This is a genomic window from uncultured Aquimarina sp. (assembly GCF_947492405.1).
GTDB lineage: Bacteria > Bacteroidota > Bacteroidia > Flavobacteriales > Flavobacteriaceae > Aquimarina.
In genome coordinates this window covers 890858-917804 of the sequence record NZ_CANLMP010000001.1, presented here as the reverse complement: position 1 = coordinate 917804, position 26947 = coordinate 890858, and the positions used below count along the sequence as shown (strand labels likewise).

Below are 26947 nucleotides of genomic sequence, written 5' to 3'. Positions count from 1 at the left end.
TGGCGAATTAAAAACTAAAATTTAAAATGAAAAATATACTATGGAGCATAATGCTCTCCATATTGCTATGTGCATATGCTAATGCGCAAACAAATACATTAAAAATTAAAATACTATCAGAATCAAACGGTGAACCTTTGATTGGAGCAACTATTTATTCGGAACAAATAGAAAAAGGGGCTGTAACGGACTTGGATGGTATAGCCACTATAGATTTAATTCCAGATGGGATTTATGATTTTACGATATCATTTTTAGGTTTTGAATCGGTTAAAAAATCAATAAAAGTTCCAAACACTGAAGTATTGATTATAAAACTAAAAGAAGATGGTGAATCTTTAGAGGAGGTAGTTTTACAATCCAATCGAAGTACTAGAACCATCAAAAGAATTCCTACAAGAATCGAGTTTATAGGAGCAGAAGAATTAGGAGAAAAAAATGCTATGAATGCTACTAATATTTCCATGGTATTAAGAGAAAGTACCGGAATACAAATGCAGCAAACATCATTAAGTAGCGGAAATTCGAATATTAGAATCCAGGGGCTGGATGGTCGATATACGCAGCTGTTAAGAGATGGATTTCCCCTGTATGGAGGGTTTTCCAGTGGATTGAGTATTATGCAGATACCTCCTTTGGATTTAAAGCAATTCGAAATCATAAAAGGAAGTTCTTCTACACTTTATGGAGGAGGAGCAATTGCAGGATTAGTAAATATGATTTCTAAAACTCCTGAAGAAGAACCTGATCTCGATATTATGATAACACAGACCCACGCATTAGGAACTACTGGTAATGTGTTTTATAGTAAACGTAATGATAAATTTGGAGTGACTCTATATGGATCTGGTCATTATCAGAAGGAATTCGATCCAGAAGATGATGGATTTAGTAATTTACCACGAACAAAATCTGTATCGATAAATCCTAAACTATTTTATTATCCATCCGATAAAACTACGTTTTGGTTTGGAGTTAATGGTACTTATGATGATAGGATAGGTGGCGACACAAATGGAATCGATAATAATGAAAATAATACGCTTTACACAGAAGAGAATATTTCTAAACGTTTGAGCACTCAGACAGTTTATACAACCGAAATTGATGCTATAAGATCATTAAATGTAAAAAATAGTTTTGCTTATTTTAATAGGGATCTCACCGTTCCTAACTTTAATTTTAATGGATCTCAGTTCAATTCATTTACAGAAATCGTCTATAATAAGAAGGGTGTAAGAGCAGATTGGATTTTAGGTGCAAATTTATATACAGTAGATTTTGATGAAGATTCTATTACGTTAGAACGTGATCAGAATGATATAACAGCTGGATTGTTTGTAAATAATATCTATGATATCACTGACAACTGGATAGTAGAAACAGGTTTTAGAGCAGATTATGCAAAAGACTGGGGATTTTTTCCTTTACCAAAAGTCTCATTACTTTACAAATCAAATAACTCATTTTCTAGTAGAATAGGAGGAGGTTTAGGGTATAAAATTCCCGATATTTTTACTGAAGAAGCTGAATTTATTAACTTCAATAATATATTGGCTATCGATAAGGATGGTTTAGACGCAGAACGTTCCTATGGTGTAAATTTGGATTTTAACTATGATACCTACTTAACTGATGAAATAAGTTTTTCTGTAAATCAATTATTTTATATGACAGCAATTCAGGATGGTTTATTGTTAACGGATACCAATACCGGTTTTTTTGAATTTGAAAATGCACAGGATGATATTGTTAGTAAAGGAGCGGAGACCAATATTAAATTTAGTTATAAGGATTTTAGATGGTTTCTTAATTATGCATTTATTGACACTCGTTTAAATTACCTTAATGGTAATCCACAAAAGCCTTTAACAGCAAGACATAACGCAGGAAGTGTGGTGATGTATGAAAATGAAACCTGGAGAATAGGTTTTGAAACCTATTATATCGGTAAGCAATTGCTATCTAATGGAACAGAAACTACCGATTTTGTTTTAATGGGGTTATTAGGAATGCGTAATTTTAGTTGGGGAACAATCTTTGTAAATTTCGAGAATTTTACAGATCGTAGACAAAGTAGATTTTCTCCATTGGTTTTACCTCCAACCAATGACCCTACATTTACCGAAATTTATGCTCCTACAGATGGATTTATTCTTAGTGCGGGTGTTATTATAAAACCCTTTGGGCAAAAAGAACATCATTAATTCATAAAATAAAGGATGCCTTGTTTTTTATAGCAAGGTATCCTATATTCTAGCTTAGAGAACCAATCTAAATGCTCATTTTAGGGACATAATTTTATAGTAACTTCATTAAGAATTATTGTTTACTATTGGTTGTTTCAAGTTTGTAACCTACCCCATGAACGTTTACAATTTTGACCTCCGAATCTTTACCGAATTTTTTTCGTAGCTTAGAGATAAACATATCAAGACTTCTGCCTACAATAACACCATTATCTTCCCAGACTTGTTTAATAAGCTGTTCTCTCTTAACAATTTGATTAGGATATTGTGCAAAAATAGCTAGTAGTTCACTTTCTTTAGCCGTTAATGAAATTTCTGTTTGATCTTTATTTAACTTCTGTTGATCCGGATAAAATATAAGTGTACCAAGAATGATTTGATTTGATGAAACTATTTGATTTTTTTCTAGATCTTTCTTTTTAAACAAAGTAGTACTTGTAATCACAATAATAAGTAATACTAATAAAGAAAGAGTATACATATTACCCATTGTGCTATATAAAGAAGGCGTTTCTTCTTTAAGCATAATAAGCTGAATAGTGTAACAACTTACAGGAAGTTTTCTGCCCAGGCATGAAATTTCAGTTTCTTTTATTGGACCTAATATTTCATAACTATACGATACTTCTTTTGTTTCACAATGAATCACTTCTGTGATATAATTATCAGGGAGCCCTGTTTTTTTTAATTCAACATCAATAATTGCAACTAAATCTTCTGGATCAATTGTCAGTTCTTTCTGAAAAGATAATTCAAATTTATGATCAGAAACCTCTTTTATCGGAAGTACTAAAGATGTGGAATCATTGTTTTTTAATAATAACTTGTTTCCAATAGCTCTTAAGGCAACTTTAATTTTTTCTGTATGGAACACATCTTCTTTTGGAGAAAAACTATGAATCATCATTATACTCATCAATAAGACGGTAACAGTTATAGGTATTTTGAGTTTATTCTTCACTTAAAAAATGTTTCTTACTTACAAATAACGAAAAATTTACAATTGCGATACACTTTTTTACAATTGATTTAGCATTGTAGCATATGCTCTGAATTATTTTCGTCTTAACTAAAATTTAAAATATTATAATAGATGAAAACTAATGTAAGAATTCAACTTAATAAATTGAATGTCAATATTGTTAAAATATATATAAGTATGCTCATACTTATAGTGTTTTTTGGATGTTCTAATAAAACCGACTTTATTAGCACAGAATCGGGACTTCAGTATAAAATAATAAAACCTGGTTCAGGTCCTGCAGTTGTAAAAGGAAAAGAAGTTCTTATTCATGAAACTACTACATATACCGATGATTCTTTGGTGTATACTTCTAGAAACAGGCCAAGTCCTCTTAAGATTTTGGTAGGAGGAAATCAAGTAATAAAAGGAGTAGACGAAGGTTTACAGGGAATGAAAATAGGAGAAGTACGTAAACTTATTGTGCCTCCATCTTTAAGTAAAAGAACTGGAAATGTTACTTTTCCACATCCAGATTCTACATTACTTTATGAAATTGAATTAATAGATATTGTAAAAGAGAAAATACCTACTAAAGCTGTTGATGGTAATATTTTGAAAATAAACAAAGAGAAAAGCATTCTTAGATGGGAAGGATTTAATAAACTTCAAACAGAAGGACACTACGGAACTGTTACTTTTGATAGCGGAGCATTCTATATGAAAGAGAATAAGATTTTTGGTGGAGAGTTCGTAATTGATATGAATACTATTATAAATACAGATGGAGATTACATCGAGTCTCTTGTAGATCACTTAAAAAACGCTGATTTTTTTGAAACAGATAAATATCCGGTCGCTTCACTTAAAATAATAACCGTTAAATATATTGATGACTCTAATATATCGGTACTAGCCAATTTAACTATCAAAGACGTGCAACAGCCAATAGAGTTTAATGCTCATATAGCGTATAAAGAAAAGAAGTTGATTTTTACTTCAAAATTTACAATCGATCGAACGTTATGGAATATAGTTTATGCATCTGGTAGTGTTTTTGGTAGTTTAGGTGATAATTTGATCTCAGATGAGATACAGTTTGAAGCCTCCATATTCACGGAATAATAAGCTTCGGACATGCAATTTCATTCATTTGACAACAAATTGTAGAAAAAAAATAACATATTTTATGATAAAAATTCTGCAAAAATGCATAAAAGGAAGTAGTTTTGCAGCCCTAGAAATCAGAAAATATGTCGGATACCACTACAGAATTACAAGAAAAAAAAACAGGTAAAGATTTATATAGTTATCAAAAAGGAGCAATTAACAAGATTTTCAAAAGTTTTGAAGATGCTCGTGAAGACTACCATTTATTATATCAATTACCAACCGGAGGAGGGAAAACGGTTATTTTTTCTGAGATTGTAAGACAATACCTTAAGCATCATAATAGAAAAGTGTTAGTGATGACACATCGTATAGAATTATGTAAGCAGACATCTAATATGCTTACAGGATTTGGTGTTGTTAACAAAGTAGTGGATAGTAAGGCTAATCTAGATGATCAGAATAAGTATAGTTGTTTTGTGGCAATGGTGGAAACCTTAAACAATAGATTGAATGAGGGGAAGCTGGATATTTCTGATATTGGTTTAGTGATTATAGATGAGGCACATTATAATTCTTTTACTAAACTATTTAAATTTTTCGAAAAGTCTTTTATTTTAGGAGTTACTGCCACGCCATTAAGTTCTAATATAAAATTACCAATGAAAGACAATTATGATGAATTAATTGTTGGTGAAACTATAGAGTCTCTAATTGAGAATGAATTCTTAGCGCGAGCAGATGTATTTGCTTATAATATGGGATTAACTTCTCTAGAGGTAGGATCTAATGGAGATTATACAGTAAAATCTTCAGAAGATTTATATACCAATAGTAATATGCTGAGTCAGCTATTGCAAGCCTATGAAAAGCATTCTAAAGGTAAAAAGACATTAATATTTAATAATGGTATTAACACTTCATTACATGTTTACGATACTTTTAGATCTGCGGGATATCCTATTGCGCATTTAGATAATACTGCTACCAAAAAACAAAGAAAACAGATTCTTCAATGGTTTAAGGAGACACCTGATGCTATTTTAACTTCTGTAAGTATTTTGACCACAGGATTTGATGAACCTACGGTAGATACTATTATCCTTAATCGTGCTACTAAGTCATTGACTTTATATTATCAGATGATCGGTCGTGGATCTCGTATATTAAAAAATAAGTCTACATTTAATGTTATTGATCTAGGAAATAATTATCATCGTTTTGGACCTTGGGGAGCAGATTTAGATTGGCAGAAAATATTCAATTCGCCGGATTATTACATGGATAAACTCCTTAACGATGAGGATATTGAAAACAAGTTCAAACATGAAATGCCGGAAGAATTAAGAGCTGAGTTTGCTAATTCCGAAGAAGTGTATTTTGACATCAAAGAGACATATAAAGATTCTGTTAGAAAAGGAGAATCTTCTAAAGTTGTTTTAGAACGATCCATAGCACAACATGCAAAAATTTGTATAGAAAATAGTGAAGATGTTTATGATGCTATTGCTTTAGCTAAGTTACTAGGAGATGATATAGATCATAGGATACAGAGTTATGCTAAATGCATAAGTAGAAGTACATATAACTTTTTATCTTGGTTAAAGGATGATTATAGAAAAAAACTGAATGCTTATTTAAGAGAAAATTTCGATACTAAATTCGAAGAAATTCACGGTAGACCTCCCGAATAGACCTTGATTTTTATTTTTTTCTATTCTTTTTGGAATTTCCAGGCTATAAATCGGCTTTGTTTATTTCCTTGAGACATTTGTACAGTTTTATGAATCGCTTTTAGCTTATTAAGCTGTTTGTAAATTTTTGGCAAATTATCTTTTTTGGATACTAAAGAAGTAAACCAGCCTACTTGAGTTTTATAATTTTTACTTTGTTTAATCATTCGTTTAATAAACAAAGCTTCGCCACCGTTACACCATAATTCATTAGCCTGTCCACCAAAATTTAATACCAATGATGTAGTTTTTTCGTTGCTTGTAGATAGATTTTTTAATTTACGAAGTGTCCCTTTGGTAGCCTCATCTTCTGAAGAATGAAAAGGAGGATTGCAGATAGAAAAATGATAATATTCATTAGGTTTAATAATACCTTCAAAAATATTAGCATTATTTTCTTGATGCCTAAGCTCAATATTCTTCTTTAAATTAGGAGTTAAATCTACATTAGCTTGAGCAGCGGAAACAGCAGTCATGTTAATATCTACACCAATCATTTTCCAATTGTATATTTGAGATCCTAGTATAGGATAAATACAATTTGCACCAACACCAATGTCCAACCCTTTTACTTGGTCATTACTTCCATCTTTTGTTAATAGATCAGCAATATGATGAATGTAATCAGCTCTCCCCGGAATAGGAGGACATAAATAACCTTTAGGGATATTCCAGTCATTTAAGCGATAATAATGCTTCAGAATTGCTTTATTCAATTCAAGTACTGCTTGATTGTTAGAAAAATCAATACTCTTATTACCGTAAGAATTTACAGAAAGATAGCTTGATAAATCTTGATGAGATGTAATTAAGACATCAAAGTCGTAAGTGGAATTATGGATATTATTGGGATGCAAAATAGAAATGGAATTATGAAAGTGTAAATATACAGATTATAATTACCGAAATAAGTAGTAGCGAGATGATAGAAGTTTTTGCGTATTCTCTTTTACATTTTAAAAATAAGGGATAAAATATGTTAAAATAAAGTTAAAAAAATAAATTTTATCCTCTATTTTATACTGTTATCAATGTTGTTTATAACATAAAAAAAGAAATATTTTCCATCTCCAATAAAAACCTTCTTAACAGTGATAGATACACATTTTATAGTGCTTAAAAAGTTCATAATTCCCTATTTTTTTAAGTATTAAAATAGATCGATAATCGATGTAAATGCTATGAAACAAAATGTTTTTCATTTTTGACAGGGGAAAAAACCCCTTATTTTGAGTTGTTTAATTTCTTATATTTATGTTAATTAATCGTCACAAATATTCTCACACAAACTTAATTACAATGCAATTAATATATAAATATTGCATTAAAGATTAGCTTATTTAAAATTTAATTTGAGCAAATCATACTTCGATGATTTATAGTTCTTGTTGCTACAACTATAATCAGAATTACCCAATTATAAAAAGCTCGAAAGATGTATTCAGTCTGTGCTTCAAAGCGCGTGGAATACTTAGGACTCATTAATCTGTAATGTTTAATATTTAATATTCGATTTATGAAGTTAGTTGTAGCAACGCTTAGTTTTTTATTTTTAATTTCTTGTGCAGTAGAAGATGATTATGTTCAATTTCAGATTGAACAGGTGTTTTCTGATAATTTAGAACAAACCATTAAGGTTGATATTATTTATGTGCAATCTTCTGTAGCTTCCAATCAATCTTTTTATAATTTAGATGAAACTGCTTTTATCCAGAATCTGAATGGTAGTTTTTTTCATCGATATGGCATTGGACTTGAAATTGGAGATATTCAAACACTAATTAATGATGAATTATATGATTTAAGAGATAATAGTGGAGAAGAATCAAGGGTGTTTTTAGCTCAGACACAGGATTTGTATAATAAAAATAGAATGAACATATATATTATAAAGAGGTCTCATACCGATGCAATAGCGGGTATAGGTAAAAATCAAAGAGCCTTAATTACTGATGAGTTTTTGTTTACGGCAACGGCTCCACATGAGATAGGTCATGCTTTAGGGTTGTTTCATTCTACAATAGAGGGAAATGTAATGAGTAAAATAAGACCACATATGAGAAAGGATTTCACAAATGCGCAAGTTGATCAAATGAAGAATGCTATGAAAAAAATTGAAGAATTTTAGATGGTGATTTTGCTAAGAGTTACATTAAATTCTTCTTTAATTTTTCGTAGTATTCTTTTAACTAAGTTTCCTTTTTTATGTAGTTAAGAGTGTTATTAAGTTACTGCTATGTTTAATTACCCAAATTTCTTTTATTTAAAAATAAAAGATAAAACAGGCTGTTTTTACAGCCTGTTTTTTTAAAATAACTAATGAATTTTGGTAAATCATCGTACCATTTCTCCAATATGAATGGGCTTCAATTCATTAGTTTCTGTGTCATTATATATTCGAGATTTAATTATAAATCTAACTCCTAAGGGGATTTCTAAAGAAAAACTAGAACCACGACCTTCAATTATATCTACAGTTAATTGCGTGTGTTTCCAATACTCAAATTGATCTGCTGACATATAAAAGTCACAGTTATGGATGATACCTAGCCACACATCTGTTTCATTGATCATCAATTCACCTTTTTCAAAACACATAGGAGATGATCCATCGCAGCATCCTCCGCTTTGGTGAAACATTAATTCCCCGTGTGCTGCTGTGAGTGTATCTATAGTTGCTTTTGCGGCTTCTGTAATTTTAACTCGTGGTGTCATATCTCAGTTTACTTTTTAGAAAAACCCAAGAGGATTTTTGTCATAAGAAATAAGCATATTTTTAGTCTGACGATAATGGTTAAGCATCATTTTATGATTTTCTCTTCCAATACCAGATTTCTTATAACCTCCAAAAGGTGCATGGGCAGGATATGTATGGTAGCAATTTACCCAAACCCGTCCAGCTTGCACAGCTCTAGATATTTGATAAGCTTGATGCATATCGCGAGTCCATACACCTGCACCTAAACCATACAGAGTGTCATTAGCAATTTCTATAGCTTCCGCTTCATTTTTGAAAGTTGTTACACAAGCGACAGGGCCAAAGATCTCTTCTTGGAATACACGCATTTTATTATTTCCTAATAATAAGGTTGGTTCAATGTAATATCCATTTTCTAAACCTTCTACATAAGCCGCTTTACCACCCGACAATACCTCGCATCCTTCATCCTTACCTATATTTATATAGTTAAGTATCTTTTCATACTGATCATTTGACGCTTGTGCCCCCATCATAGTTTCAGGATCTAAAGGATGTCCGAGTTCTATTGCTTCTGTACGTTCTATAACTCGTTCTATGAATCGCTCATAGATACTTTCTTGGATCAATATTCTTGATGGGCAAGTACATACCTCGCCTTGGTTAAGCGCAAATAATACTGCGCCTTCGATACATTTATCAAAAAAGGTATCGTCTGCTTCCATGATACTCTCAAAAAAGATATTAGGAGATTTACCTCCAAGTTCTAATGTAACAGGAGTAATGTTTTTAGAGGCATATTGCATGATAAGCTGACCAGTAGTAGTTTCTCCTGTAAATGCTACTTTTTTAACTCTGGTACTAGATGCTAATGGTTTTCCAGCTTCAATTCCAAATCCATTAACTATATTAAGAACACCATCTGGAAGTATTCCTTCAATCAATTCCATAAGGATCATGATTCCTACTGGTGTTTGTTCTGCAGGTTTTAGTACGATACAATTTCCGGCAGCAAGAGCAGGAGCTATTTTCCAAGTTGCCATTAAGATCGGGAAGTTCCAAGGGATAATTTGACCAACAACACCAAGGGGTTCCAAAATATTTATTGATACAGTATTGGAATCTAATTCACTTGCCGATCCTTCTTCTGCACGAATTACACCTGCAAAATATCTGAAATGATCAACAGCTAATGGCAGATCGGCTGCTAAGGTTTCCCGCAGAGCTTTTCCGTTGTCCCAGGTTTCTGCTCGTGCTAGTGCATCAAGGTTTTTTTCGATTACGTCAGCAATTTTTAATAAGCAATTGCTACGAAATGTTGCAGAGGAGTTATTCCATTCTGGAGCGGCTTTCCATGCCGCGTCAATAGCTAGTTCAATGTCCTCGGCGGTTGATCTGGCAATTTTTGTGAAGCTAGTTCCATCAACAGGAGAAATATTGTCAAAATATTGACCTTTTACAGGAGCGGTCCATTTTCCACCAATATAATTGTTGTATTGGTCTTTGAAGTCAGGTCTTCTTACCTTACCTTTTGGGGTTGGCCTTACGATACTCATAGTGATAAAAGAATTAAAAAAGTTTAAACAGTTATTAGAGAATAGGGATTCTAGTGATTTGTCAAGCAACAGGTATAACATGCTGACAATAAAGGACGTATCCTTAAATATACTATATTTTGAAGAATTCTAAGGGATGAAAATTGTTAATATTATTATTAACTTTTGTGAAAAATTTGTTACACGAATAACCCTAATAAATATACATTACTACCAATCCGATTTCGATTAGTATTAAGTACATCATGAAAGTTTAATTTCGAGTGATTTTTCGTAATAAAATGAGAAAAAATAACTAACACGCTTGTAAGTAGCCGGAGCATCTTTTTATTACTTAAATACTGTATTTCAGTTTAATACAGCTTAAGTTGTTAGAAAATTTTATCAATTGTATGAAGTGAATTTTAGTAGTAGTAAACTAGCTCAGGGCAAGTCCGTGAGGCATTAGATAGAAAATAATTTTAGATTTCGAGGCAAGCCTCGGGGCATTTAAATCTCGATTATCGAGTAAATGCATTACTTTTTTACTCTTGTTGCTTCAAAAGTTTTAAATAGAATACCTTTATAGGCCCTTATGAAACATAAATCAATGTTATCTGAATCAATCCATACTTTTACAGTATATGTCTTTCCGCTATCTGCATTGTAGATAGTTCCACCAGATAATTCTCCATCTTCAAAACTTAAGTTGTTAAGAATATCTATTCCCAATAATTGACGTTGTCTAAGAGAAGGATTAGGGTTTTTGTTATCTAAGCCATTAAGATTAGAAATAGGTTGTTCTGCTCGTTTATTAATTTTTCCATAAAAATGATCTCCATTTTTATAGATTTCTATGATAGAGCCACCTTCAATACGCCATTTACCAATATAAGTTTCGGGTTTTATGGATAATACGTAAATAGAAGCTAAGAAGAGAAAGAGAGTTAATCTCATCGAGAAGAATGTGTTATTTAGATTAGTTTTCTTCGGAAATATAAGTATAAAAGTTTGATTTTAGTTTTATCTCAATTAATTAAACTGAATAATGCCAGATCAATTCACAGAATAATCAATAAAAAACAGCATGCCATTTTGTATAGCAACTAGAAAACCAATCTTATAATAACACAGTGAAGTAAAAGGCTATTTATTGCTATCTATGATGTCTTTAATATCTACTTCCATATAATCAGCAATTCTTTGTAATCGTTCAAAATCTTTAGCAAGATTTTTTCTCTTTACTACATAATCTCCTGCTTGCGGACTTACTCCTAAAGTTTTAGAAATACCGTATACCGTTTTAGCCCCTTTACTTTTTTTTAAGAGCCTTTTTAAATTCTTATTTACCATAATTCAAACATACATGTATTTTTTTAATATTCAAATAAAATTTTATTAAAAAAATATTTGTATAATCAAATTATATATGTATATTCGTCGGAACAAATCCAAAAATCATCACTTATGAAACTCCTTATTATCAGTACTTTGTTCTGTATGTCTTTTAGCTATGCGACAACAAATCCGAGAAATGAAAAAGAAAAAACTAAAAAAGAGAAGAGTAGTGCTAAAGAAGAAAACTCATTAGTCTCTAGGAATTTTCATTCTGTAAAAAAATGGAAAATGACAATTGAATATACTAGTGGAGAGGTGATTTCTAAAACGATTACTTTAGATCAAAATTTATCTGTAAGTCCAATGGAAAGTGCTTTTGTTGAGGCGGAAAAATATATGAAAACATTAAAAAATGTAAAAAGCTATAATGTGTCTCCAGTAGCGAGTAACTCTTTTGTTTTGTTGGCCGGACACTAAAATCTTACATGAGTCTCAAAACTACCACTGAGATAATATACCTACTTAATGCTAGAAAAGGCAGTTGATCATACTGCCTTTTTTTAATTTATAGTAAATCCTAATGAGTACTTTTGATGATTACTTTGGTTGTTAGAAGTGTTTTTGATTTCTTTATCAAATAACCGATTGAGGTTGTTTCCAGCTAAATCTTCAATTTCTGGATTACATAAAATCTGATAATAACCGTTTTTCCACAATTCTATAGGCTGAAATGATAATATAGTCTCTTGTTCCAATAATTGCCAGGTTCCCTTTATTTCCTGCATACTACTGTCTACTATATAAATATTATCCCGGACGCTACCATAATCCATAGATTCATTACATCGAATTAAAAGCTTTGATGTAGAATTAGTTTTCGGAATATCTATCTTCCAGTCATCTATAGTTGGTTTTATGCGATCGGTATCTCCTATACTGAAGGGGTGTATGAAGTCTTTTTGCATAGAAACTCCGTTATTATCTTTTATGTTTTTTGTAACTATCAAACGATAGGTTTCTTTATTAAAAACAGGTCCTAATTGTTGATTTGGTTTTAAGCCTCGTTTTTGTCTGCCCGGTTCTATCCATAGGGTTAAGACTGTTTTATCATCAGAAATAAGTGGGTTTTCTAATGGGAGTATAGTTTTTGATAATGTATCTCCTGCGTGGTTAATGAATCTAATGTGATTATATATTGAAGTAGTATTAATTGGTTTTGAAAACTGAATATATAATTTTAAAAGATTGGAAGGAAGGATAGTAGCAGAGGGGTATATTTTTGTTACGGAAAGAGGTTCGTAATTCTCAGGAATTGTTAGTTTGAAATATTCTATGATATGATTATATACCAAGGTATATTTTTGATTCCATCCAAAAGGAACTACTGGTGTAAATAAGGTTCCTTCTTGTGCTTTAATTGTTTTTCCTAGAATTGGAGTAGAAGAATCTAACTTATCCTCAGAAATCTCACCTTTGAATATAACGATTCTTCCTTCGGGTAATTTGTCTTTTTTTATAAGAACTTTGTTTTTAGTGAAAGTAAATTCCAGTGATGACTGCTGGGCATACATTACTTGCATTAGATTTATAAGAACTAATAAAATCTTGAAAAGATGCTTCACAATAAAATATTAATAAATAGAAATGTATTAAATATTACTATTTCACCCACCAGCTATTTCCTGTTTTTAACGCTAGATTTCCATTAGATTCTCTTTGTACGATAAGAAAGCTATCACCTAGTTTGTCTAGTTGCTGTACGTTTACAAATGGCAGGTTTACATAATCTACGCCCACTGCAGCTCCTTTTTTAACAACAGGTGTGGTAAGAGAACCTTCATATGCTTCAAGATCCTTAAAATCCATTTTCATTAATGGTCTATTACTATTAGCAATAAGTAAATAACGATTTCCTTCACTTTCAATCTCAATCATATCTACTGGAGAGTTTCCGCTTCCTAATTCAGCGACTGTTCTACCTTTATTATGTTCACCAGATTTAATTTCATTCATAGGAAAAACAACTAATGGCGTGCACGTATAACCAGCAACTAAGTGTAGGTTCCCATTTATGCTAGTCGGAATAAATGCTTTTATTGGAGCATGAGTTTCATATTTTCCATGTGCCGCATGATAAATTTCTAAAGAGCTATAATCTTGTTTTTCACTAAAAGGAAAATCTATTGATCTAAATGTAGAAGCAAATTCTTGATTACTCAAACCTGATAACAATACTTTTCCTTCTATATATTTTATATCTGCTACGGCCCATTTACGTAATTTTCGACCTCTACGATCCTTTGCTTCTTCGGTTACAGGATTGAGTAAAGTTGTTTTACTATAAGAAACATTGTCAAGCGGAACCTGTTTTAATACATTATTTTCTACTCTTAATAAGATTGGTACTCCCGAACTGTGATTGATCGAGAGATAGATATTGTCATTCTGTGGATTTACCACCATATCTGTAATCTGTATCTGGTCGATGGTTGTGCCCATCATATCTGCTATTAGTTTGTCTAGTTGATCTAATTTTACTTTAGAGTTATCTAACTTAGGATGCTCACTAAGATCAATTGCTACAATTTGGGCAGCATTACTGTCGCCAATAAATAGAATGCCTTCTGGACCAAAGGTCATTTTATGAATAGAAGTAATACCGGGATTACCTGTTTTAAAATTTATTTTAAGTAAAGAATTTGCTTTAGCATTACTAGCAAAAAGAGATAGAATGAATGCAATAATTAGAGTGATGAGTGTTTTCATGACGTGTGATTTATGAATAGATCAATGATTTTAAAAGTAATAAAAATGAAGAATTCTTACAGTTAAATAATTGCCAATACTGTAATTCAGTATAGAATTAAATCTGAAACATTACTCTAGAAAACTAATGATTTATTTATGAATCACTCAGATTTTGATACAAAGCTTATTTAAAACCCTTAAAAATATTAGAGCCGGAGAATAGTATTTATTCTCCGGCTTATATTATTATGGTTCTTTTATTAATTCAATTCTCCTTCACCTACAGGTTCATTAGCCGTAGATATTCTAGAGTTGTTAAATCCATTATCATTATTGAAGTAAACATATATTGGATTCTCATTTCGTAACATGTCGATTAAATGTTGTAATTGATTATGATGATAATAGAAACTATAATAAGAACCGAATTGTGTGGCATCCGGAAGAACTGCATTAGAGTCTTCTATAAACCTAACCGAGCAGGTTTGTCCACCAGATCCTCTAAGAATTAAATTGGTTTTTCCTGTATTTCTTGAAGACCAGTTATAATAGGAATATGTCTGAACTTGAAAAGATGATTGTGCCATAATTATTTTGTTTTTTATGAAGACACAATCTATATTTTATTATTTCGAAAAAAAAGAGGTGAAAAACTGATTATCAATAGTGTAAACACCTTTTTGTTTTCAGTTTAAAATAATTGTTCTTTAACCGATTCATAATAGCTAGAGCTTACAGGTATTTTGATTTCTGATAAGAAAAGATCTTTTCCCTTTAATGCTGTGACTTTATACTTATTGACAATAAATGAACGATGAACCCTAATAAAAAAGCTATTTGGCAATGCTTCATTAAGAGATTTTAAGGTTTGATGGCTCATTATTTTCTTACTATCTGTATTAAAAACAACATATTCACTATCACTTTCTATATAATGAATATCGCAATATTTAATTTTATGCAAATCATATCCTGATTTAATAGTAATAGTGTCTTCGATATTTGTAGGAGGAATATTTTTTTTAATTTTAGTCACAGCAACTAAAAACCGATCAAAAGTGATAGGTTTTAATAAATAATCTAAAGCATTTAACTCAAACCCTTCTAGTGCATATTCTGAGTAAGCAGTTGTAAAAATTACTTGTGTAGATGAAGGAATTAGTTTGGCAAAATCAGTTCCCTTTAATTCTGGCATTTGGATATCCAAAAAAACAACATCAATTGATTCATTTTTAAGAGATTCCATAGCATCAATTGGGTTTTCGAACGAACCAATTATATCAATAAAATCTAATTTATCTATATATGTTTTTAAAAGGGCTCTTGCCAATTCTTCATCGTCTATTATAAGGCATTTAAGCATGATCAATAAATTTTATGTTCAACATAACCTTAAATTTTTCTTTAGAGTCATTAATTTCTAATCGATGTGTTTCTGGATATAATATACTCAATCTTTTTTTAACATTTTCTAGTCCAATTCCACCGACATTATCTTTCTGAATCTTTTCTTTTGGAATGCTATTCTCAATTTCAAAAACTATATGTTGTGCCGTAACATTAATTGCTATATGTATAAAGGAACCATTGTGCTTCTCAATATTACTATGTTTAAAAGCATTTTCGATAAAAGGAATGAACAGCATAGGTGCTATCATTAAATTATTATCAGAAACACTAAAATTAGTTTGTATAGGATAAGGTTTGCTGCTCTTTAGCGAAAACAACTTGATATAGTTTTCGATATAAGTAATTTCTTTATCTAGAGAGACTAGTGGTCGTTCACACTCATACAATACGTATCGAAGCATATTAGACAAATAACTAATGCTTTGTTGTGTTTTATCGGAATCTATTACTGAAAGTGCGTAGATATTATTAAGAGAATTAAATAAAAAATGAGGATTGATTTGTGATTTAAGAAGTTTAAGTTCTGTCTGAAGGTTCTCATTTTTAATCAGGATAGTTTCTTCTTCTTTCTTTTGCGCAAACAAGAAAGTCTCTATAAATGTAGCAATTACATATGAAATGGTTAAGAACAACAATGTAATCAAAAACTTAGATGGAGGTCTTCTGGGCATATGCCTTAATTCATCAATTCGTGGCATTCTTGCTGGAGTAAATAGGTTAGAAGCAATAAATGTACATATACTAATTGCTAAAATTGAAATTATTAAAAAAAGCACATATTTTTTCTTGAATAAAAATTTCTCTGCAAGATAAAATATAAGACCAGCGATAAGAAAAACCTGAAAGCCAAACATTAATAAATTTTCGCTAAACAATCTATGATTACTAACTTGACCTAAAGATAGAATTACCCATACAGTTAGCCATAAAAGTATTTGGAAAAAGAATCTTTTTGATTTGCTCATATTGCAAATTAACTAAAAATAAAGTCAGTCATTTTACAAAACTTAGCTCAAATCTTTTTTATAAATGCCATCTACATGTTATAAACCATCATTCACTGAAAAGATCGTGTTATTGACTGATAACAGGGATTTGCTGTACTACTTTTGTTTAATTTAATAGTCTATATAAGAAATGATAACACGTATAGATATGAATTTAAGAAGAAACAAAATGAATTTTGGATTGGCGATAGGGTTAGTAGCGATTATGGTATCTTGTAAATCAAATGCTCAATCTAATGATAGCAGAGAAAGAGGTCAAAAACCTCCAAGCATAGAAGAAATATTCAAAATGATGGATACTAATGAGGATGGAAAATTGACCAAAGAAGAAGTAAAAGGGCCATTAAAAAGAGATTTTTCTAAAATCGATACAGATGAAGATGGATTTATTACAAAAGAAGAGTTAGAGAAAGCCCCTAAACCGGAAAGAAAAGGCCCACCGAAAAGAGAACAATAGAATGATATTAATTGACTAAATCTGAAAACAATGAATCTTAACCTGAAAAATAATAGAATGATGACAACAATATTTGGAATATCCATGTTGATCGTCACTTTTATCGCTTGTAGTAGTGATGATAACAATGTAAATACAACTGATGATGATGGAACCGTTTCAGAACTTCATGCTGCCTTTGCTGAGTTTGATACAGAGGAAACAGATATTTATATAGAAGGCTCTAATGTGGTTATAGAAACTACAGGAAGGCCAAATCATACCAGTTCTTATTGGGGACAAGGTAATGCATTATACATAGAGGAACCTGATGTTGTGGCAACACCGAGTTTGATTCCAAACTTTGATGGTTCTGCTACTTTAAGAGTTTCTACTGATCCTCAATTAGCAAATAGTACAACAGCGACATCTCTTGGAGCTATTGGGATAGCTATTAGTGGAGCAGCACTTTTTAATGATCAAGAAGGTAATGGAGCTTTAGATCAAGCTGCAGCATCTCTAGATTATTCAGGAGGACATATTGGACCGGCAGAATATCATTATCATTTAGAACCAAGAGCTTGGTCAGACGATGATGAAGATTTAATAGGGATCATTTCGGATGGTTTTTTTATTTATGGCCGAAAATGTAATTCAACAGCAACATATCCAACAGATTTAGATGCTTCTGGAGGACATTCAAGCACTACTCAGCATACAGATGAAGCTGAATATCATTATCATATCATCAATGAACTGTATTCTACAACAGGTAGTTATATAGTTTTTGCCGGACCATATAATGGAACTCCAAATGCGATTAATTAAAATAGTTTATACCACCATTTTCCTTTGTTTGATCAGTTGTAAAAATACTTCAGAAAGCATAAATATATACACTGAAAATGTTACAAGTATTCCTAATAAACTGGTACCTAAGAAAAAGTTGGTTCTTAATTCAAATGAAGGGAGATGGTATTATAACAACCAACCTTTTTCTGGATATGCAGTTACTTATCATCTAAATAATACTTTAGAGGAAAAGGTTGGTTATTATAATGGGAAAAAACAAGGGATTGCCAAAAAGTGGTTTCCTAATGGAGCAGTACGCAAACAGTGTTTTTATAAAAGCAATCGTCTTGATGGAGTAGTAAAAATCTGGTGGGAGAATGGTTCTTTAGCTTCAAAGTCAAACTATATAGATGGAGAAAAACATGGTATTCAACAAAAATGGTATCCAACCGGACAATTAGCTAAGCAAACTCATATGAATCTAGGCAGGGAAGAGGGTATGCAAAAAGCATGGTTAGAGAATGGTAAAATATACGTTAATTATGAGGCTAAAAATGGTCGGATTTTTGGTCTTAGACGCTCAAATTTATGTTATGAACTTAAAAAGGAAGTGGTACAATATCAATAAAACAGTATGCTTTGCTATTGGCATGTTGATTATGATAAGTAGCTGTAAAGATAATAAAGCAAAGAAAACGAGTAGGGTAGAGTCTTTACCCTATTTTAATGAAGCTACATTTACACCACATTGGTTAACACCAGGTAGCCAAGAAGAAAAAGAATTTCATGTGATACCTAATTTTACTTTAATAAATCAACTTGGAGATACGATTACGAATAAAACTTTTGAAAATAAAATATATATTACAGATTTCTTTTTTACTACTTGCCCTGGTATTTGTCCAAAAATGACGGCCAATATGTCTAAGCTTCAGAAAGAATTTAAAGATGATTCAACCATATTGTTATTGTCTCACTCCGTGACTCCTGAATATGATTCTGTTCCTGTATTACAAGAATATGCTAAAGAGAAACAGATCAACCCAAATAAATGGCACTTGGTGACTGGTGACAGAAAGCAGATTTATGATTTAGGAAGGAATTATTATTTTGTAGAAGAAGATCTGGGAGTAGAAAAGAATGAAGATGATTTTTTGCATACAGAAAATTTTTTATTAATTGATAAAAACAAACATATCCGTGGAATTTATAATGGACTTAATAGAGCTTCTATAGCACAATTAATTATTGATGTTAACACATTAAAATCGGAATGAAGTTTTTTTAAAAAAAATATTACCCCAAGACTGTAAAACTGAGAATTTGACTTCTTATGTGTTTATAGATAGATTTGTTTATTGAGAATCTCTGTAGTTATTATTAATTACAGAGATTTTACTTTTGAAACAACTTTTGAAAGTATAGAATATTGTAGTTTATATTTACACCAAACTTTAGTTAAGCTGGAGTTGATTAATACATAAAGGAAGAAATACTGTTATAATAAAAAGGCTGAATTCTTACGAAAACAGCCTTTCTTAATATCAACCACCTAAAAAACATTTTTCATAGCAATTTCACCCCATTGACCTTTCTATAAAGTAGTTTTAAGTAAATGATTGATCAATCTCCATATATTTTTATATGGATAATTAATTTTATTAAGCGTGATGATCAAACCAGGATATACTTGTTTTTGCAGTTACACATAATTCATTACTTGCATTAAAAAAACTATTTCTAACAATTAGTTTTTGTTGTTTTTCATCAAATGACAATAACTCCAGATTTATAAAAAACTCCTGCATAAACATTAAATGTTTTCTGATTTTTTTTGTTTCTAAGAATTCTTGCAAATCAAAGTTGATCGTTTTTCTCTTTTGCTTAGCGTATCCTTTTTCAGATAAATAAGCATTAAGTATCGATGATGTATAGCTTTGATAGGCATTGTCCTGCATTACCATAAAATCATCAACATCTTCTCCTTTAACTTTGAAATTTCTTCTAAACATTTTATTCATCGTATAATTTGTTTAATATTTATTGTAGTAGTAATCTTATTTATAAACCAGCATCTTTCATTGCTTTCAATTTTTTCTTTTTCTTATTTCCAATTTGGAAAGCTCTTGAAATATTAAAACCGAGATGTATATCTCCTTCAAAAAAATCATCTGTGGATTCGGTAATAAAACTTTTTTCTATCATAGTTATAGAATTCGAAAGTATGATCTGAAAAACGTGTCCTCCTGTTTCTATATCAACCCCAAAGGCTATTGAATTTGAAGCATCAATGGATTCTAATGGGTTTGCTGTATAAAAATACTCTCCGTTTATAGAAACTCTCTTAGTTAATTTTACTCTACTACCAACACCAACGGCAAATATGCCATGTGGATCCTCATTAATCTTTACGGAATTTCTATGAATATAGGTTGGCGTAATTTGTAATGAAAACCCGGGACTAAACTTTCTTGCCATTAATATTTGTGTAACATATGATAACTTTTGACTGAAACTTGGTTCATTGTTTGGATCAAAATCTTTTAATGTTCTATACGCAATACTGGTAAAAAGAGATGCAGTAAAAGGAAATGAATTTTTACCAGAACTTTGTTTTAAGAACTTGTACTTAACAAATCCATCGTATGTTTTATCAAAACTACTTCTACCTATTCCTAGCATGATATCATCAGTTAAACCATACTCAAATGCAAAACGAATATTAGATTGATCCAGTCCATATAGCTCATCAGCTCCCAAATTAACTCTACCAAAACGATGTGATATTACAAACTCTAAGGTTCCTTTTTTTCGATTCTCTATGGAATGACCATTTAGTATTCGGGTTCCTTTAAAAGTAGAGGTAATGTAATTTTTAGTTTGTGGAGTCTCATCTTCTAAAATATCTAATAGATCTTGAGCAAATACTTGAGAGCTAATGATACAAAGTGTAATAACAATTAATATCTTTTTCATATTATTTATTATAAGGTTTGTGATCCAACTCAAATGAAACTTTTACGACCTTGGCTATATTATTAGCAACTATAGATGGTATTTCAATTTTGAAATCAGCCACGGTTACTGGAAAATCTCCCGTTAGTAAAATATTTTCTTTAGTCTTAGTGATTTTACCTTTAGTTTCTATTTGTTTTGTAACACCGTGAATTGTGATATCACCTGTTATGGTTACTATTTGTTCACTTTCATCTAACTTGTTGAAATTGAGAATTTGACCTTTAAAAATTGCTTTTGGGTATGTATCTGATTCTACATAGTTTTCATTAAAATGTTCTTGCATTAATGATTTTTCGAACATAAAAGATTTCATAAGTATAGAAATGGCTACATTACCTGTTGATGAATCTATAATACTTAGCACTTGGTTGTTATCTGCTTTAATATCTTCTATAGGAGAAGTAGAAAAGAACGAAGTGTATCCTTGTTTTGTTAGAAATTTGCCTTGCCCGAATGAAAGAGTTGAGCATAATAAACCGAATAATAATATATTAAATATTTTCATTTTTTTTGTAATTAGATTGTTAGTTAGTAATTGTACATTTTATCAATATTACATCCATTAAATATCCAGTACAGATACCTTTAATATTGATTTCTTGACCTATTTTTAGGTTACTTGTTTTTTTATTTTCCTCAGGTGATAGATGACATATTACACTCTCTATATCATCGCCTTTTCTCAAAACGATAATAGCATTACCATTTTTATTTGTATCGATTTCCGCAATGGTACCACTAACTTGAATTATTTGTTCTAAGTATTTCTTGTTAGCTTCTGTTTCATCATTTAGAAATTCGGCCAATAGAATACCTGCTTTCATGGATACATTGGGTGTAGCTGTTGATACATCTATATGAGGCTTATTATATATTTTGAAGCTTATAAAAGCAGCGACAAATAGCATAATTACTCCGGCAATGAGAATCTTTTTATTTGTTTTCTTTGTCATTGGATTTGATTTAATTGTTTAATGCGCCGCTTTCTATCCAACAGCGAATCAATTCTATTTCCTCATTACTTAAAGAACCACCTTGTGGCATCGTTCTATTAACAACTTGAGTTCTTACTCTGGCAGAGTTATTATTAATACCATCATAAGTTCTTAAATCAGGAAATTGGCTTCCTCCATGACAGCTTATACAGTTACTATCGATAATTGGTTTAATGCTAGCTGCAAAGGAAATAGTGGTGTCACAAGATTCTATTATTATATCAGAATCTTCTTCTACGTTAGTCTCGCAAGAGAAAAGAGTGATACTAAGTACGATTATCAGTGCGTTTTTAATTTTTGAGATAATGTTCATTTTTGAAAAGAATTTTAAGTATAAGAGGAAGAAAGAAGTTCTTATCTTCCTCTTATGATCAACTAACTAACTACTTATAAATAAACCAAGTTTTAATCTTCTAAAGTTCTGTAGTATCGGTATTAACAATTGGCCAAATACCTGGATTAGGAACATTGATTCCATAATTATCTCCTCTTTCTACATCTTGTCCAAAATAGTATAAAGGTCTTCCTTTATAGGTTAATTGTGGTGTACCAAAAACATCGATGGTTCCAAAATCACTAGCATCTAGAATACTAGGTAATCTATCTATATCTATATGAAAAACAGGCCACGCAGCATTATTAGAAAAATCTTCTACAGTGAAGCTGTTTTTATCTTTTGTATCTTGGCTAAAGCTGTATATGGTTCTTCCTTTGCTACTTGTCATATAAAAGGTAAGTTCATCTCCAGGATTATAATCACTAGTGAAATTTTGATCGTTTCCATCACCATCTCTCCCCACTAATTGAGCTTCTGCATACATTAAGGAATAATCGGGTTTAGCAATGTACCAGTTATTGCCAATTTTATCGCCGTTAGTATCACCAGCTGCATTATCATTTGCAAAATAATATAATGGCCATCCTTTATATGTATTTTGTTTTTCTCCATCAGTTCTAGTTATTACACCAAAATCATTAGCATCTAAACCATCATCTAGTGTTAAGTCAGCTTTATAAAATATAGGCCAAGCCGTTTTACAATTACCTGAGCATTCTGATTGTTCTTTAGTATCTCTCGAGAAGAAATAAAGCGACATACCTTCAGAATCAGTAAGTATTTTTCCGTGAATATTATTATCAGCTAATTTTACATTATTAGCTTCAGGTTCGGTAATAATTTGTTGATCTGAGTCATCACTACTACAACTTGTTAATAATGATATTGAAGTGAGTAATAAGAAAATTGATTTTTTCATTTTTAAATTATTTATGATTTATGCCACAAATAACCATCAATGAAGAAGGTAAAATCAAATTAATGTATGTGAGAAGGAAAAAAAAGCCTTAAAAAGGAAAAAAAGGCTTTGAAATTATAAAGTGTTTTATATTTTCTGAATTTCATTAAAATGAATTAAACGAATACATTTTAAATATCTGAAAATCAGTATTTTATTTTAATTTAATTAAAGAATGTTCACACAATGTCTACCTAAATCGTTTTTTGAATAAATGGAATTTTATCCTTTAAAGCGGTAATTCTAAATATAAAACAGGGGAACATTGCCTATGGTGTTTATAAACTTAAATATTTAGCCATTGTCTAAACTCTGCTGCTTTATTTTTACTTATAATTATCTCTACATCGGCATCCTTGATCAAAATTTTCAGTTGACTATTTCCATATTTGATGATTTTTGCTATGGCAGTTATACTTATTATAAATTGCCGATTTGCTCTAAAAAAGAGAGAAGTATCCATGTTCATTAATATATCATCTAAACTATCATTACTTGTAGATTTTTTACCATCAAAACATACTATATATGTTATAGTGTTTTCAGTATATATGTAAGATATATTGTTTATCGAAACTGGAATCAATTCATTTCTGATATAGGTTAGAATTCTTTTTTTGCCAGATTCTTTTAAGGATTCTACTGTTGATTCTAGTGATTCTTCCTCAGTATTTTCTACTACTTTTTGCTGATAAGCAATAAGATCTGTATTTAATTTAGATAGATTTAGTAGTTCACTTTCCAGGCTTATATTTTTCTGTTCTAATTGCTTTTCGTAATAACTTCCTATAATTCTAACTGCAAAAAAAGAAGATAGAATAATTAATCCACCCATGAGTGCGAAAATGGTGTAAAAACTTGTTTTTAGTTTTCTTATCTGGATTGATATTTTACTTAAATTTACTTGTGCAGCTACTATCAGATCAGAGTCTTTTACAGGTGATATATAAACAATTTCTGATACTATTTCTGCATTAGCGATACTATCATTCTTCTTTCTTTGGTTTATAAGAAGGTCATATAGTTTATCAGAACTATCTTCTTCGTTTAATGAGGTGATTAAAGATTGATCTGAATTTACTTTTAGACCTACTTTTGTAATATCTGGATGACAAACTTGTTTTCCTGACCAATCAAACAAACAAATAAAAGAAGCTTCATTATGAGTGTTTTCGATAGCATTTTGGATACTACTGACTATTTTTGATTTTTCAATACCCTCAACTATTTGGTTTTGAGTTAATTTAGATATTTCGTTAGCTTCTCGTTTACTAGATTCTAACTGTATCTCTATTAATTGATTCGCACTTACTTTAATAAAGTACTTTACACCAAAAGAAGCAATAATTAAAAAAATTACAGATATAGAAATAAAAGTTAAGAAGTATAATTTGTCTTTTCTCATTGACTATGCTAGCTATCGTTTTTAATAATTTAAACTTAATAAGCTTATTGATTGTTTTCGAAACGAAAATACTATATTTTTTCTCCTATTGTTTTTAAACGTTGAAATAATTACAGATCATCTCAATGTTTTTTTTTCCTTTTTAAACACTATTTTTCGTCTTAAAACAGGTTTTTAATGATAGAATATCTCAATAACCTTTAATTTGTCTAAGTTCTAATTTTAAAAAATTAAATATGAAAGCAAATATGTACTATAGATTTTTATCATTGTTAAGATTATATTTTTTAAATTCTAAATAATATCATCAAGAACCACTAGTTTTGTTTCAATAACAAATGAATAAAAAAAATAAAATAACTTTTTCTCTTATAACCTTATTATTGTTAGGAGGTTTTTATATCTATTTTGAATTTTATAGTTATCCGCGAATGGATATCAATAAAGTATCAACAGAAATAAAAACGAGTTCTAAAAATCTTACGGCATCATTTATTAAGAATGAAAAAAATGCTAATTCAATATATAAAGGTAAAATAATAGAAGTAGAAGGTGTAGTGAAAGAAGTTACTTTTTTAAATAACCGAAATACAGTAATATTGTATGGTGATAATAAACATTCTGGCGTATTATGTGATATGCAATCCAATCAAATGATGGAGATTAAAAAGCTTGCAAAAGGCCAGAAGATTATGCTTAAAGGGGTTTGTAAAGGATTTCTTAAAGATGCTATATTACTAAATTGTATGCTGATTAACCAACAAAGCAATGAATAGAATTATTATTCTACTATCTCTTTTGATCAATTTTATTGACGCTGACAATAGATCAGATCAAGTTATAACACGTCAGGGACAGGTATCTTTCTTTTCCTATACTTCTGTAGAAAACATAGAAGCTAAGAATAATCAGGTTTTAAGTATTATTGATTTTTCGAAAAATGAGATAGCTATAAGTATGCTAATGAATGCATTTGTGTTTAAAAAATCACTAATGCACGAACATTTTAATGAAAGTTATATTGAATCTGATTTGTATCCTAAAGCTACTTTTCAAGGTAATATTATTGATTTTGATCCTTTAGCAGAAGGGATTCAGACCAAAATGGTAAAAGGAACACTTACTATTAGGGATATCGCTAAAGAAGTAGAAATAAAAACAAGTATTGAAAATAATAATGGAACATATTTAATAACGGGTGATTTTGAAGTTGTTGTTAAAGATTTTGATATTAAAATTCCACCAATTCTTGCGCCCAATATAGCCAAAATTATATCAATTAAATTCAGATTTGAATACCAACCATATGAGCAATAATAAGTTTTTTCTTCTGTATTTACTTTTGCTAATAGGATTTAGTATGTCTATGAATGCTCAGGATTTACTGGACAAATTAGAAAAAGAATATCCAAATACTCCACAGTATGAAATAGCAACCTTCAAAGGAACTCGTATTTCGTTAGGTCACTCTATAGAAAACCGAAGAAAAGGAGTTTTAGAAGTAAAGGCGATGAATCTATTTTGGAATATCCCTAATCGTCCAAGTCAAAGTTTTGTTGCGGATAAATGGACAGCAAGAATTGCTTTAGAATATGGGATATCTGATAGATTAACTTTTGGTGCCGGCGGATCTACATTGGATGGTATTTTTGATGGTTTTCTAAAATATAATCTTATACGCCAAAGAAAAGATGCTAAAGGTGCGCCTATAAGTATTACATTGTTTCAAAATGGATCTTATAGAAGTATGACTAGTGGGCTTCATAGCAATATAAATTTATCTGATGATTTTATGGATCGGACTGCATTTACCAGTCAGATTTTAATCGCTAGAAAATTTACCCCTCAATTTTCTTTACAAGTATCTCCAACATTTATTCATAGAAGTTCTTCTGCTTTTGATGAAGATCCAAATAATCATTTTGCTTTAGGAATAGGAGCAAGGTATAAAGTGGGAGGTCATATATCTATTGTTTCAGAATATTATTATCAGGCTAATCCACTTAAATCAATTGACACCTATGATGCCTTTGTATTGGGAGTAAATTGGGAAATGAGCGACTTAATGCTTCAGTTTCAGATGACAAATGCCAGAGGCATGGTAGAAGATACATTTATTACACAAACTCCTAATAACTTTAATCTTAGTGATGGGAATTTCGTTTTTGGATTTAATGCTACGTTTGTTTTGCATTTTAATCAAAAACAACCTTAACT

30 protein-coding genes are annotated in these 26947 nt (G+C 30.5%); 12 read left to right on the top strand and 18 right to left on the bottom strand.

Going from position 1 to position 26947, the window contains the following annotated elements; all coding sequences use genetic code 11:
- Nucleotides 1-26 precede the first annotated feature (26 nt).
- Nucleotides 27-2207, top strand: coding sequence for a TonB-dependent receptor (locus tag Q0829_RS04035; RefSeq protein WP_298540221.1), 2181 nt, complete (start codon nt 27-29; stop codon nt 2205-2207).
- Between the two features lie 115 nt (nt 2208-2322).
- Here the strand turns inward: Q0829_RS04035 and Q0829_RS04030 are convergent, their stop codons facing one another.
- Nucleotides 2323-3210 carry a winged helix-turn-helix domain-containing protein gene (locus Q0829_RS04030; protein WP_298540219.1) on the bottom strand — a complete coding sequence of 296 codons (888 nt, stop codon included), beginning with the start codon at nt 3208-3210 and terminating at the stop codon, nt 2323-2325.
- Between the two features lie 132 nt (nt 3211-3342).
- On the opposite strand from Q0829_RS04030, the gene Q0829_RS04025 reads away from it, so the two are divergent.
- Together Q0829_RS04025 and Q0829_RS04020 are read left to right on the top strand one after the other, a co-directional pair.
- Nucleotides 3343-4335, top strand: a complete 993-nt coding sequence (locus tag Q0829_RS04025) for a YceI family protein (protein ID WP_298540217.1) — start codon at nt 3343-3345, stop codon at nt 4333-4335.
- Between the two features lie 128 nt (nt 4336-4463).
- Entirely contained in the window at nt 4464-6014 is a 1551-nt protein-coding gene (locus tag Q0829_RS04020) for a DEAD/DEAH box helicase (protein ID WP_298540214.1), read from the top strand.
- Between the two features lie 20 nt (nt 6015-6034).
- Here the strand turns inward: Q0829_RS04020 and rlmF are convergent, their stop codons facing one another.
- Complete coding sequence (gene rlmF / locus Q0829_RS04015; protein ID WP_298540212.1) at nt 6035-6910, bottom strand: 23S rRNA (adenine(1618)-N(6))-methyltransferase RlmF; 876 nt, start codon at nt 6908-6910, stop codon at nt 6035-6037.
- 659 nt (nt 6911-7569) lie between these two features.
- Between rlmF and Q0829_RS04010 the strand changes: the two genes are divergently transcribed.
- A complete protein-coding gene (locus Q0829_RS04010; RefSeq protein WP_298540209.1) occupies nt 7570-8181 on the top strand; it encodes a matrixin family metalloprotease in 612 nt (203 codons plus the stop codon).
- A 206-nt stretch (nt 8182-8387) separates the two neighbouring features.
- Here the strand turns inward: Q0829_RS04010 and Q0829_RS04005 are convergent, their stop codons facing one another.
- The 4 genes from Q0829_RS04005 to Q0829_RS03990 form a co-directional block, all read right to left on the bottom strand.
- Complete coding sequence (locus Q0829_RS04005) at nt 8388-8768, bottom strand: DUF779 domain-containing protein (RefSeq protein WP_298540207.1); 381 nt, start codon at nt 8766-8768, stop codon at nt 8388-8390.
- 15 nt (nt 8769-8783) lie between these two features.
- Complete coding sequence (locus Q0829_RS04000) at nt 8784-10307, bottom strand: aldehyde dehydrogenase family protein (RefSeq protein WP_298540200.1); 1524 nt, start codon at nt 10305-10307, stop codon at nt 8784-8786.
- A 516-nt stretch (nt 10308-10823) separates the two neighbouring features.
- Nucleotides 10824-11243, bottom strand: coding sequence for a DUF2147 domain-containing protein (locus tag Q0829_RS03995; protein WP_298540197.1), 420 nt, complete (start codon nt 11241-11243; stop codon nt 10824-10826).
- Nucleotides 11244-11432: 189 nt separating this feature from the next.
- A complete protein-coding gene (locus Q0829_RS03990) occupies nt 11433-11639 on the bottom strand; it encodes a hypothetical protein (protein ID WP_298540195.1) in 207 nt (68 codons plus the stop codon).
- Nucleotides 11640-11753: 114 nt separating this feature from the next.
- Here Q0829_RS03990 and Q0829_RS03985 point away from each other — a divergent pair, with 114 nt between their 5' ends.
- Nucleotides 11754-12101, top strand: coding sequence for a hypothetical protein (locus Q0829_RS03985; RefSeq protein WP_298540192.1), 348 nt, complete (start codon nt 11754-11756; stop codon nt 12099-12101).
- A gap of 83 nt (nt 12102-12184) precedes the next feature.
- Here the strand turns inward: Q0829_RS03985 and Q0829_RS03980 are convergent, their stop codons facing one another.
- The 5 genes from Q0829_RS03980 to Q0829_RS03960 form a co-directional block, all read right to left on the bottom strand.
- On the bottom strand, nt 12185-13246 hold the full coding sequence (locus tag Q0829_RS03980) for an Ig-like domain-containing protein (RefSeq protein ID WP_298540190.1): 1062 nt from the start codon (nt 13244-13246) through the stop codon (nt 12185-12187).
- A 37-nt stretch (nt 13247-13283) separates the two neighbouring features.
- The gene (locus Q0829_RS03975) at nt 13284-14390 is read right to left on the bottom strand and encodes a hypothetical protein (protein WP_298540187.1); all 1107 of its coding nucleotides are present in this window, start codon (nt 14388-14390) and stop codon (nt 13284-13286) included.
- A gap of 242 nt (nt 14391-14632) precedes the next feature.
- Nucleotides 14633-14959, bottom strand: coding sequence for a hypothetical protein (locus Q0829_RS03970; protein WP_298540185.1), 327 nt, complete (start codon nt 14957-14959; stop codon nt 14633-14635).
- 104 nt (nt 14960-15063) lie between these two features.
- Entirely contained in the window at nt 15064-15735 is a 672-nt protein-coding gene (locus tag Q0829_RS03965; RefSeq protein WP_298540183.1) for a LytTR family DNA-binding domain-containing protein, read from the bottom strand.
- Nucleotides 15728-16747 (bottom strand): histidine kinase, encoded by a 1020-nt coding sequence (locus tag Q0829_RS03960; RefSeq protein ID WP_298540180.1) that lies wholly within the window; start codon nt 16745-16747, stop codon nt 15728-15730. Before Q0829_RS03960 ends, Q0829_RS03965 begins: the two co-directional genes overlap by 8 nt.
- A gap of 190 nt (nt 16748-16937) precedes the next feature.
- Between Q0829_RS03960 and Q0829_RS03955 the strand changes: the two genes are divergently transcribed.
- Genes Q0829_RS03955 through Q0829_RS03940 form a run of 4 tightly spaced genes read left to right on the top strand, consistent with a single transcriptional unit; the run spans nt 16938 to nt 19294 of the window.
- On the top strand, nt 16938-17246 hold the full coding sequence (locus Q0829_RS03955) for an EF-hand domain-containing protein (protein WP_298540178.1): 309 nt from the start codon (nt 16938-16940) through the stop codon (nt 17244-17246).
- A gap of 60 nt (nt 17247-17306) precedes the next feature.
- Nucleotides 17307-18053 (top strand): YHYH protein, encoded by a 747-nt coding sequence (locus Q0829_RS03950; RefSeq protein ID WP_298540176.1) that lies wholly within the window; start codon nt 17307-17309, stop codon nt 18051-18053.
- On the top strand, nt 18040-18645 hold the full coding sequence (locus Q0829_RS03945; RefSeq protein ID WP_298540174.1) for a toxin-antitoxin system YwqK family antitoxin: 606 nt from the start codon (nt 18040-18042) through the stop codon (nt 18643-18645). The genes Q0829_RS03950 and Q0829_RS03945 overlap by 14 nt, the downstream gene beginning before the upstream one ends.
- Nucleotides 18611-19294, top strand: a complete 684-nt coding sequence (locus Q0829_RS03940; RefSeq protein ID WP_366892612.1) for an SCO family protein — start codon at nt 18611-18613, stop codon at nt 19292-19294. The genes Q0829_RS03945 and Q0829_RS03940 overlap by 35 nt, the downstream gene beginning before the upstream one ends.
- A gap of 384 nt (nt 19295-19678) precedes the next feature.
- Here Q0829_RS03940 and Q0829_RS03935 read toward each other — a convergent pair whose 3' ends face one another.
- The 7 genes from Q0829_RS03935 to Q0829_RS03905 form a co-directional block, all read right to left on the bottom strand.
- Nucleotides 19679-20038 carry a hypothetical protein gene (locus tag Q0829_RS03935; RefSeq protein WP_298540172.1) on the bottom strand — a complete coding sequence of 120 codons (360 nt, stop codon included), beginning with the start codon at nt 20036-20038 and terminating at the stop codon, nt 19679-19681.
- Between the two features lie 40 nt (nt 20039-20078).
- Nucleotides 20079-20993, bottom strand: coding sequence for a DUF5777 family beta-barrel protein (locus Q0829_RS03930; protein WP_298540170.1), 915 nt, complete (start codon nt 20991-20993; stop codon nt 20079-20081).
- A 1-nt stretch (nt 20994) separates the two neighbouring features.
- Nucleotides 20995-21540: a YceI family protein gene (locus tag Q0829_RS03925; protein ID WP_298540168.1), complete on the bottom strand. Its 546-nt coding sequence runs from the start codon at nt 21538-21540 to the stop codon at nt 20995-20997.
- 19 nt (nt 21541-21559) lie between these two features.
- Entirely contained in the window at nt 21560-21988 is a 429-nt protein-coding gene (locus Q0829_RS03920; protein WP_298540166.1) for a hypothetical protein, read from the bottom strand.
- A 10-nt stretch (nt 21989-21998) separates the two neighbouring features.
- Entirely contained in the window at nt 21999-22343 is a 345-nt protein-coding gene (locus Q0829_RS03915) for a cytochrome c (protein ID WP_298540165.1), read from the bottom strand.
- 100 nt (nt 22344-22443) lie between these two features.
- The gene (locus Q0829_RS03910; RefSeq protein ID WP_298540163.1) at nt 22444-23286 is read right to left on the bottom strand and encodes a hypothetical protein; all 843 of its coding nucleotides are present in this window, start codon (nt 23284-23286) and stop codon (nt 22444-22446) included.
- Nucleotides 23287-23611: 325 nt separating this feature from the next.
- Nucleotides 23612-24730, bottom strand: a complete 1119-nt coding sequence (locus tag Q0829_RS03905; protein ID WP_298540161.1) for a LytTR family DNA-binding domain-containing protein — start codon at nt 24728-24730, stop codon at nt 23612-23614.
- 338 nt (nt 24731-25068) lie between these two features.
- On the opposite strand from Q0829_RS03905, the gene Q0829_RS03900 reads away from it, so the two are divergent.
- The 3 genes from Q0829_RS03900 to Q0829_RS03890 are packed head-to-tail and all read left to right on the top strand — an operon-like array spanning nt 25069 to nt 26945.
- On the top strand, nt 25069-25506 hold the full coding sequence (locus tag Q0829_RS03900; protein ID WP_298540159.1) for a hypothetical protein: 438 nt from the start codon (nt 25069-25071) through the stop codon (nt 25504-25506).
- Nucleotides 25499-26047, top strand: coding sequence for a YceI family protein (locus Q0829_RS03895; protein ID WP_298540157.1), 549 nt, complete (start codon nt 25499-25501; stop codon nt 26045-26047). The genes Q0829_RS03900 and Q0829_RS03895 overlap by 8 nt, the downstream gene beginning before the upstream one ends.
- Nucleotides 26037-26945 carry a DUF5777 family beta-barrel protein gene (locus tag Q0829_RS03890; protein WP_298540155.1) on the top strand — a complete coding sequence of 303 codons (909 nt, stop codon included), beginning with the start codon at nt 26037-26039 and terminating at the stop codon, nt 26943-26945. The genes Q0829_RS03895 and Q0829_RS03890 overlap by 11 nt, the downstream gene beginning before the upstream one ends.
- The last annotated feature ends 2 nt before the right edge of the window (nt 26946-26947 follow it).

Excerpts from the sequence above, each read along its gene's own strand:
- Q0829_RS04035 (WP_298540221.1), top strand. The coding sequence starts at position 27 with ATGAAAAATATACTATGGAGCATAATGCTCTCCATATTGCTATGTGCA.
- Q0829_RS04025 (WP_298540217.1), top strand. The coding sequence starts at position 3,343 with ATGAAAACTAATGTAAGAATTCAACTTAATAAATTGAATGTCAATATT.
- Q0829_RS04020 (WP_298540214.1), top strand. The coding sequence starts at position 4,464 with ATGTCGGATACCACTACAGAATTACAAGAAAAAAAAACAGGTAAAGAT.
- Q0829_RS04010 (WP_298540209.1), top strand. The coding sequence starts at position 7,570 with ATGAAGTTAGTTGTAGCAACGCTTAGTTTTTTATTTTTAATTTCTTGT.
- Q0829_RS04005 (WP_298540207.1), bottom strand. The coding sequence starts at position 8,768 with ATGACACCACGAGTTAAAATTACAGAAGCCGCAAAAGCAACTATAGAT.
- Q0829_RS04000 (WP_298540200.1), bottom strand. The coding sequence starts at position 10,307 with ATGAGTATCGTAAGGCCAACCCCAAAAGGTAAGGTAAGAAGACCTGAC.
- Q0829_RS03995 (WP_298540197.1), bottom strand. The coding sequence starts at position 11,243 with ATGAGATTAACTCTCTTTCTCTTCTTAGCTTCTATTTACGTATTATCC.
- Q0829_RS03990 (WP_298540195.1), bottom strand. The coding sequence starts at position 11,639 with ATGGTAAATAAGAATTTAAAAAGGCTCTTAAAAAAAAGTAAAGGGGCT.
- Q0829_RS03985 (WP_298540192.1), top strand. The coding sequence starts at position 11,754 with ATGAAACTCCTTATTATCAGTACTTTGTTCTGTATGTCTTTTAGCTAT.
- Q0829_RS03975 (WP_298540187.1), bottom strand. The coding sequence starts at position 14,390 with ATGAAAACACTCATCACTCTAATTATTGCATTCATTCTATCTCTTTTT.
- Q0829_RS03970 (WP_298540185.1), bottom strand. The coding sequence starts at position 14,959 with ATGGCACAATCATCTTTTCAAGTTCAGACATATTCCTATTATAACTGG.
- Q0829_RS03965 (WP_298540183.1), bottom strand. The coding sequence starts at position 15,735 with ATGCTTAAATGCCTTATAATAGACGATGAAGAATTGGCAAGAGCCCTT.
- Q0829_RS03960 (WP_298540180.1), bottom strand. The coding sequence starts at position 16,747 with ATGAGCAAATCAAAAAGATTCTTTTTCCAAATACTTTTATGGCTAACT.
- Q0829_RS03955 (WP_298540178.1), top strand. The coding sequence starts at position 16,938 with ATGAATTTAAGAAGAAACAAAATGAATTTTGGATTGGCGATAGGGTTA.
- Q0829_RS03950 (WP_298540176.1), top strand. The coding sequence starts at position 17,307 with ATGACAACAATATTTGGAATATCCATGTTGATCGTCACTTTTATCGCT.
- Q0829_RS03945 (WP_298540174.1), top strand. The coding sequence starts at position 18,040 with ATGCGATTAATTAAAATAGTTTATACCACCATTTTCCTTTGTTTGATC.
- Q0829_RS03940 (WP_366892612.1), top strand. The coding sequence starts at position 18,611 with ATGAACTTAAAAAGGAAGTGGTACAATATCAATAAAACAGTATGCTTT.
- Q0829_RS03935 (WP_298540172.1), bottom strand. The coding sequence starts at position 20,038 with ATGAATAAAATGTTTAGAAGAAATTTCAAAGTTAAAGGAGAAGATGTT.
- Q0829_RS03930 (WP_298540170.1), bottom strand. The coding sequence starts at position 20,993 with ATGAAAAAGATATTAATTGTTATTACACTTTGTATCATTAGCTCTCAA.
- Q0829_RS03925 (WP_298540168.1), bottom strand. The coding sequence starts at position 21,540 with ATGAAAATATTTAATATATTATTATTCGGTTTATTATGCTCAACTCTT.
- Q0829_RS03920 (WP_298540166.1), bottom strand. The coding sequence starts at position 21,988 with ATGACAAAGAAAACAAATAAAAAGATTCTCATTGCCGGAGTAATTATG.
- Q0829_RS03915 (WP_298540165.1), bottom strand. The coding sequence starts at position 22,343 with ATGAACATTATCTCAAAAATTAAAAACGCACTGATAATCGTACTTAGT.
- Q0829_RS03910 (WP_298540163.1), bottom strand. The coding sequence starts at position 23,286 with ATGAAAAAATCAATTTTCTTATTACTCACTTCAATATCATTATTAACA.
- Q0829_RS03905 (WP_298540161.1), bottom strand. The coding sequence starts at position 24,730 with ATGAGAAAAGACAAATTATACTTCTTAACTTTTATTTCTATATCTGTA.
- Q0829_RS03900 (WP_298540159.1), top strand. The coding sequence starts at position 25,069 with ATGAATAAAAAAAATAAAATAACTTTTTCTCTTATAACCTTATTATTG.
- Q0829_RS03895 (WP_298540157.1), top strand. The coding sequence starts at position 25,499 with ATGAATAGAATTATTATTCTACTATCTCTTTTGATCAATTTTATTGAC.
- Q0829_RS03890 (WP_298540155.1), top strand. The coding sequence starts at position 26,037 with ATGAGCAATAATAAGTTTTTTCTTCTGTATTTACTTTTGCTAATAGGA.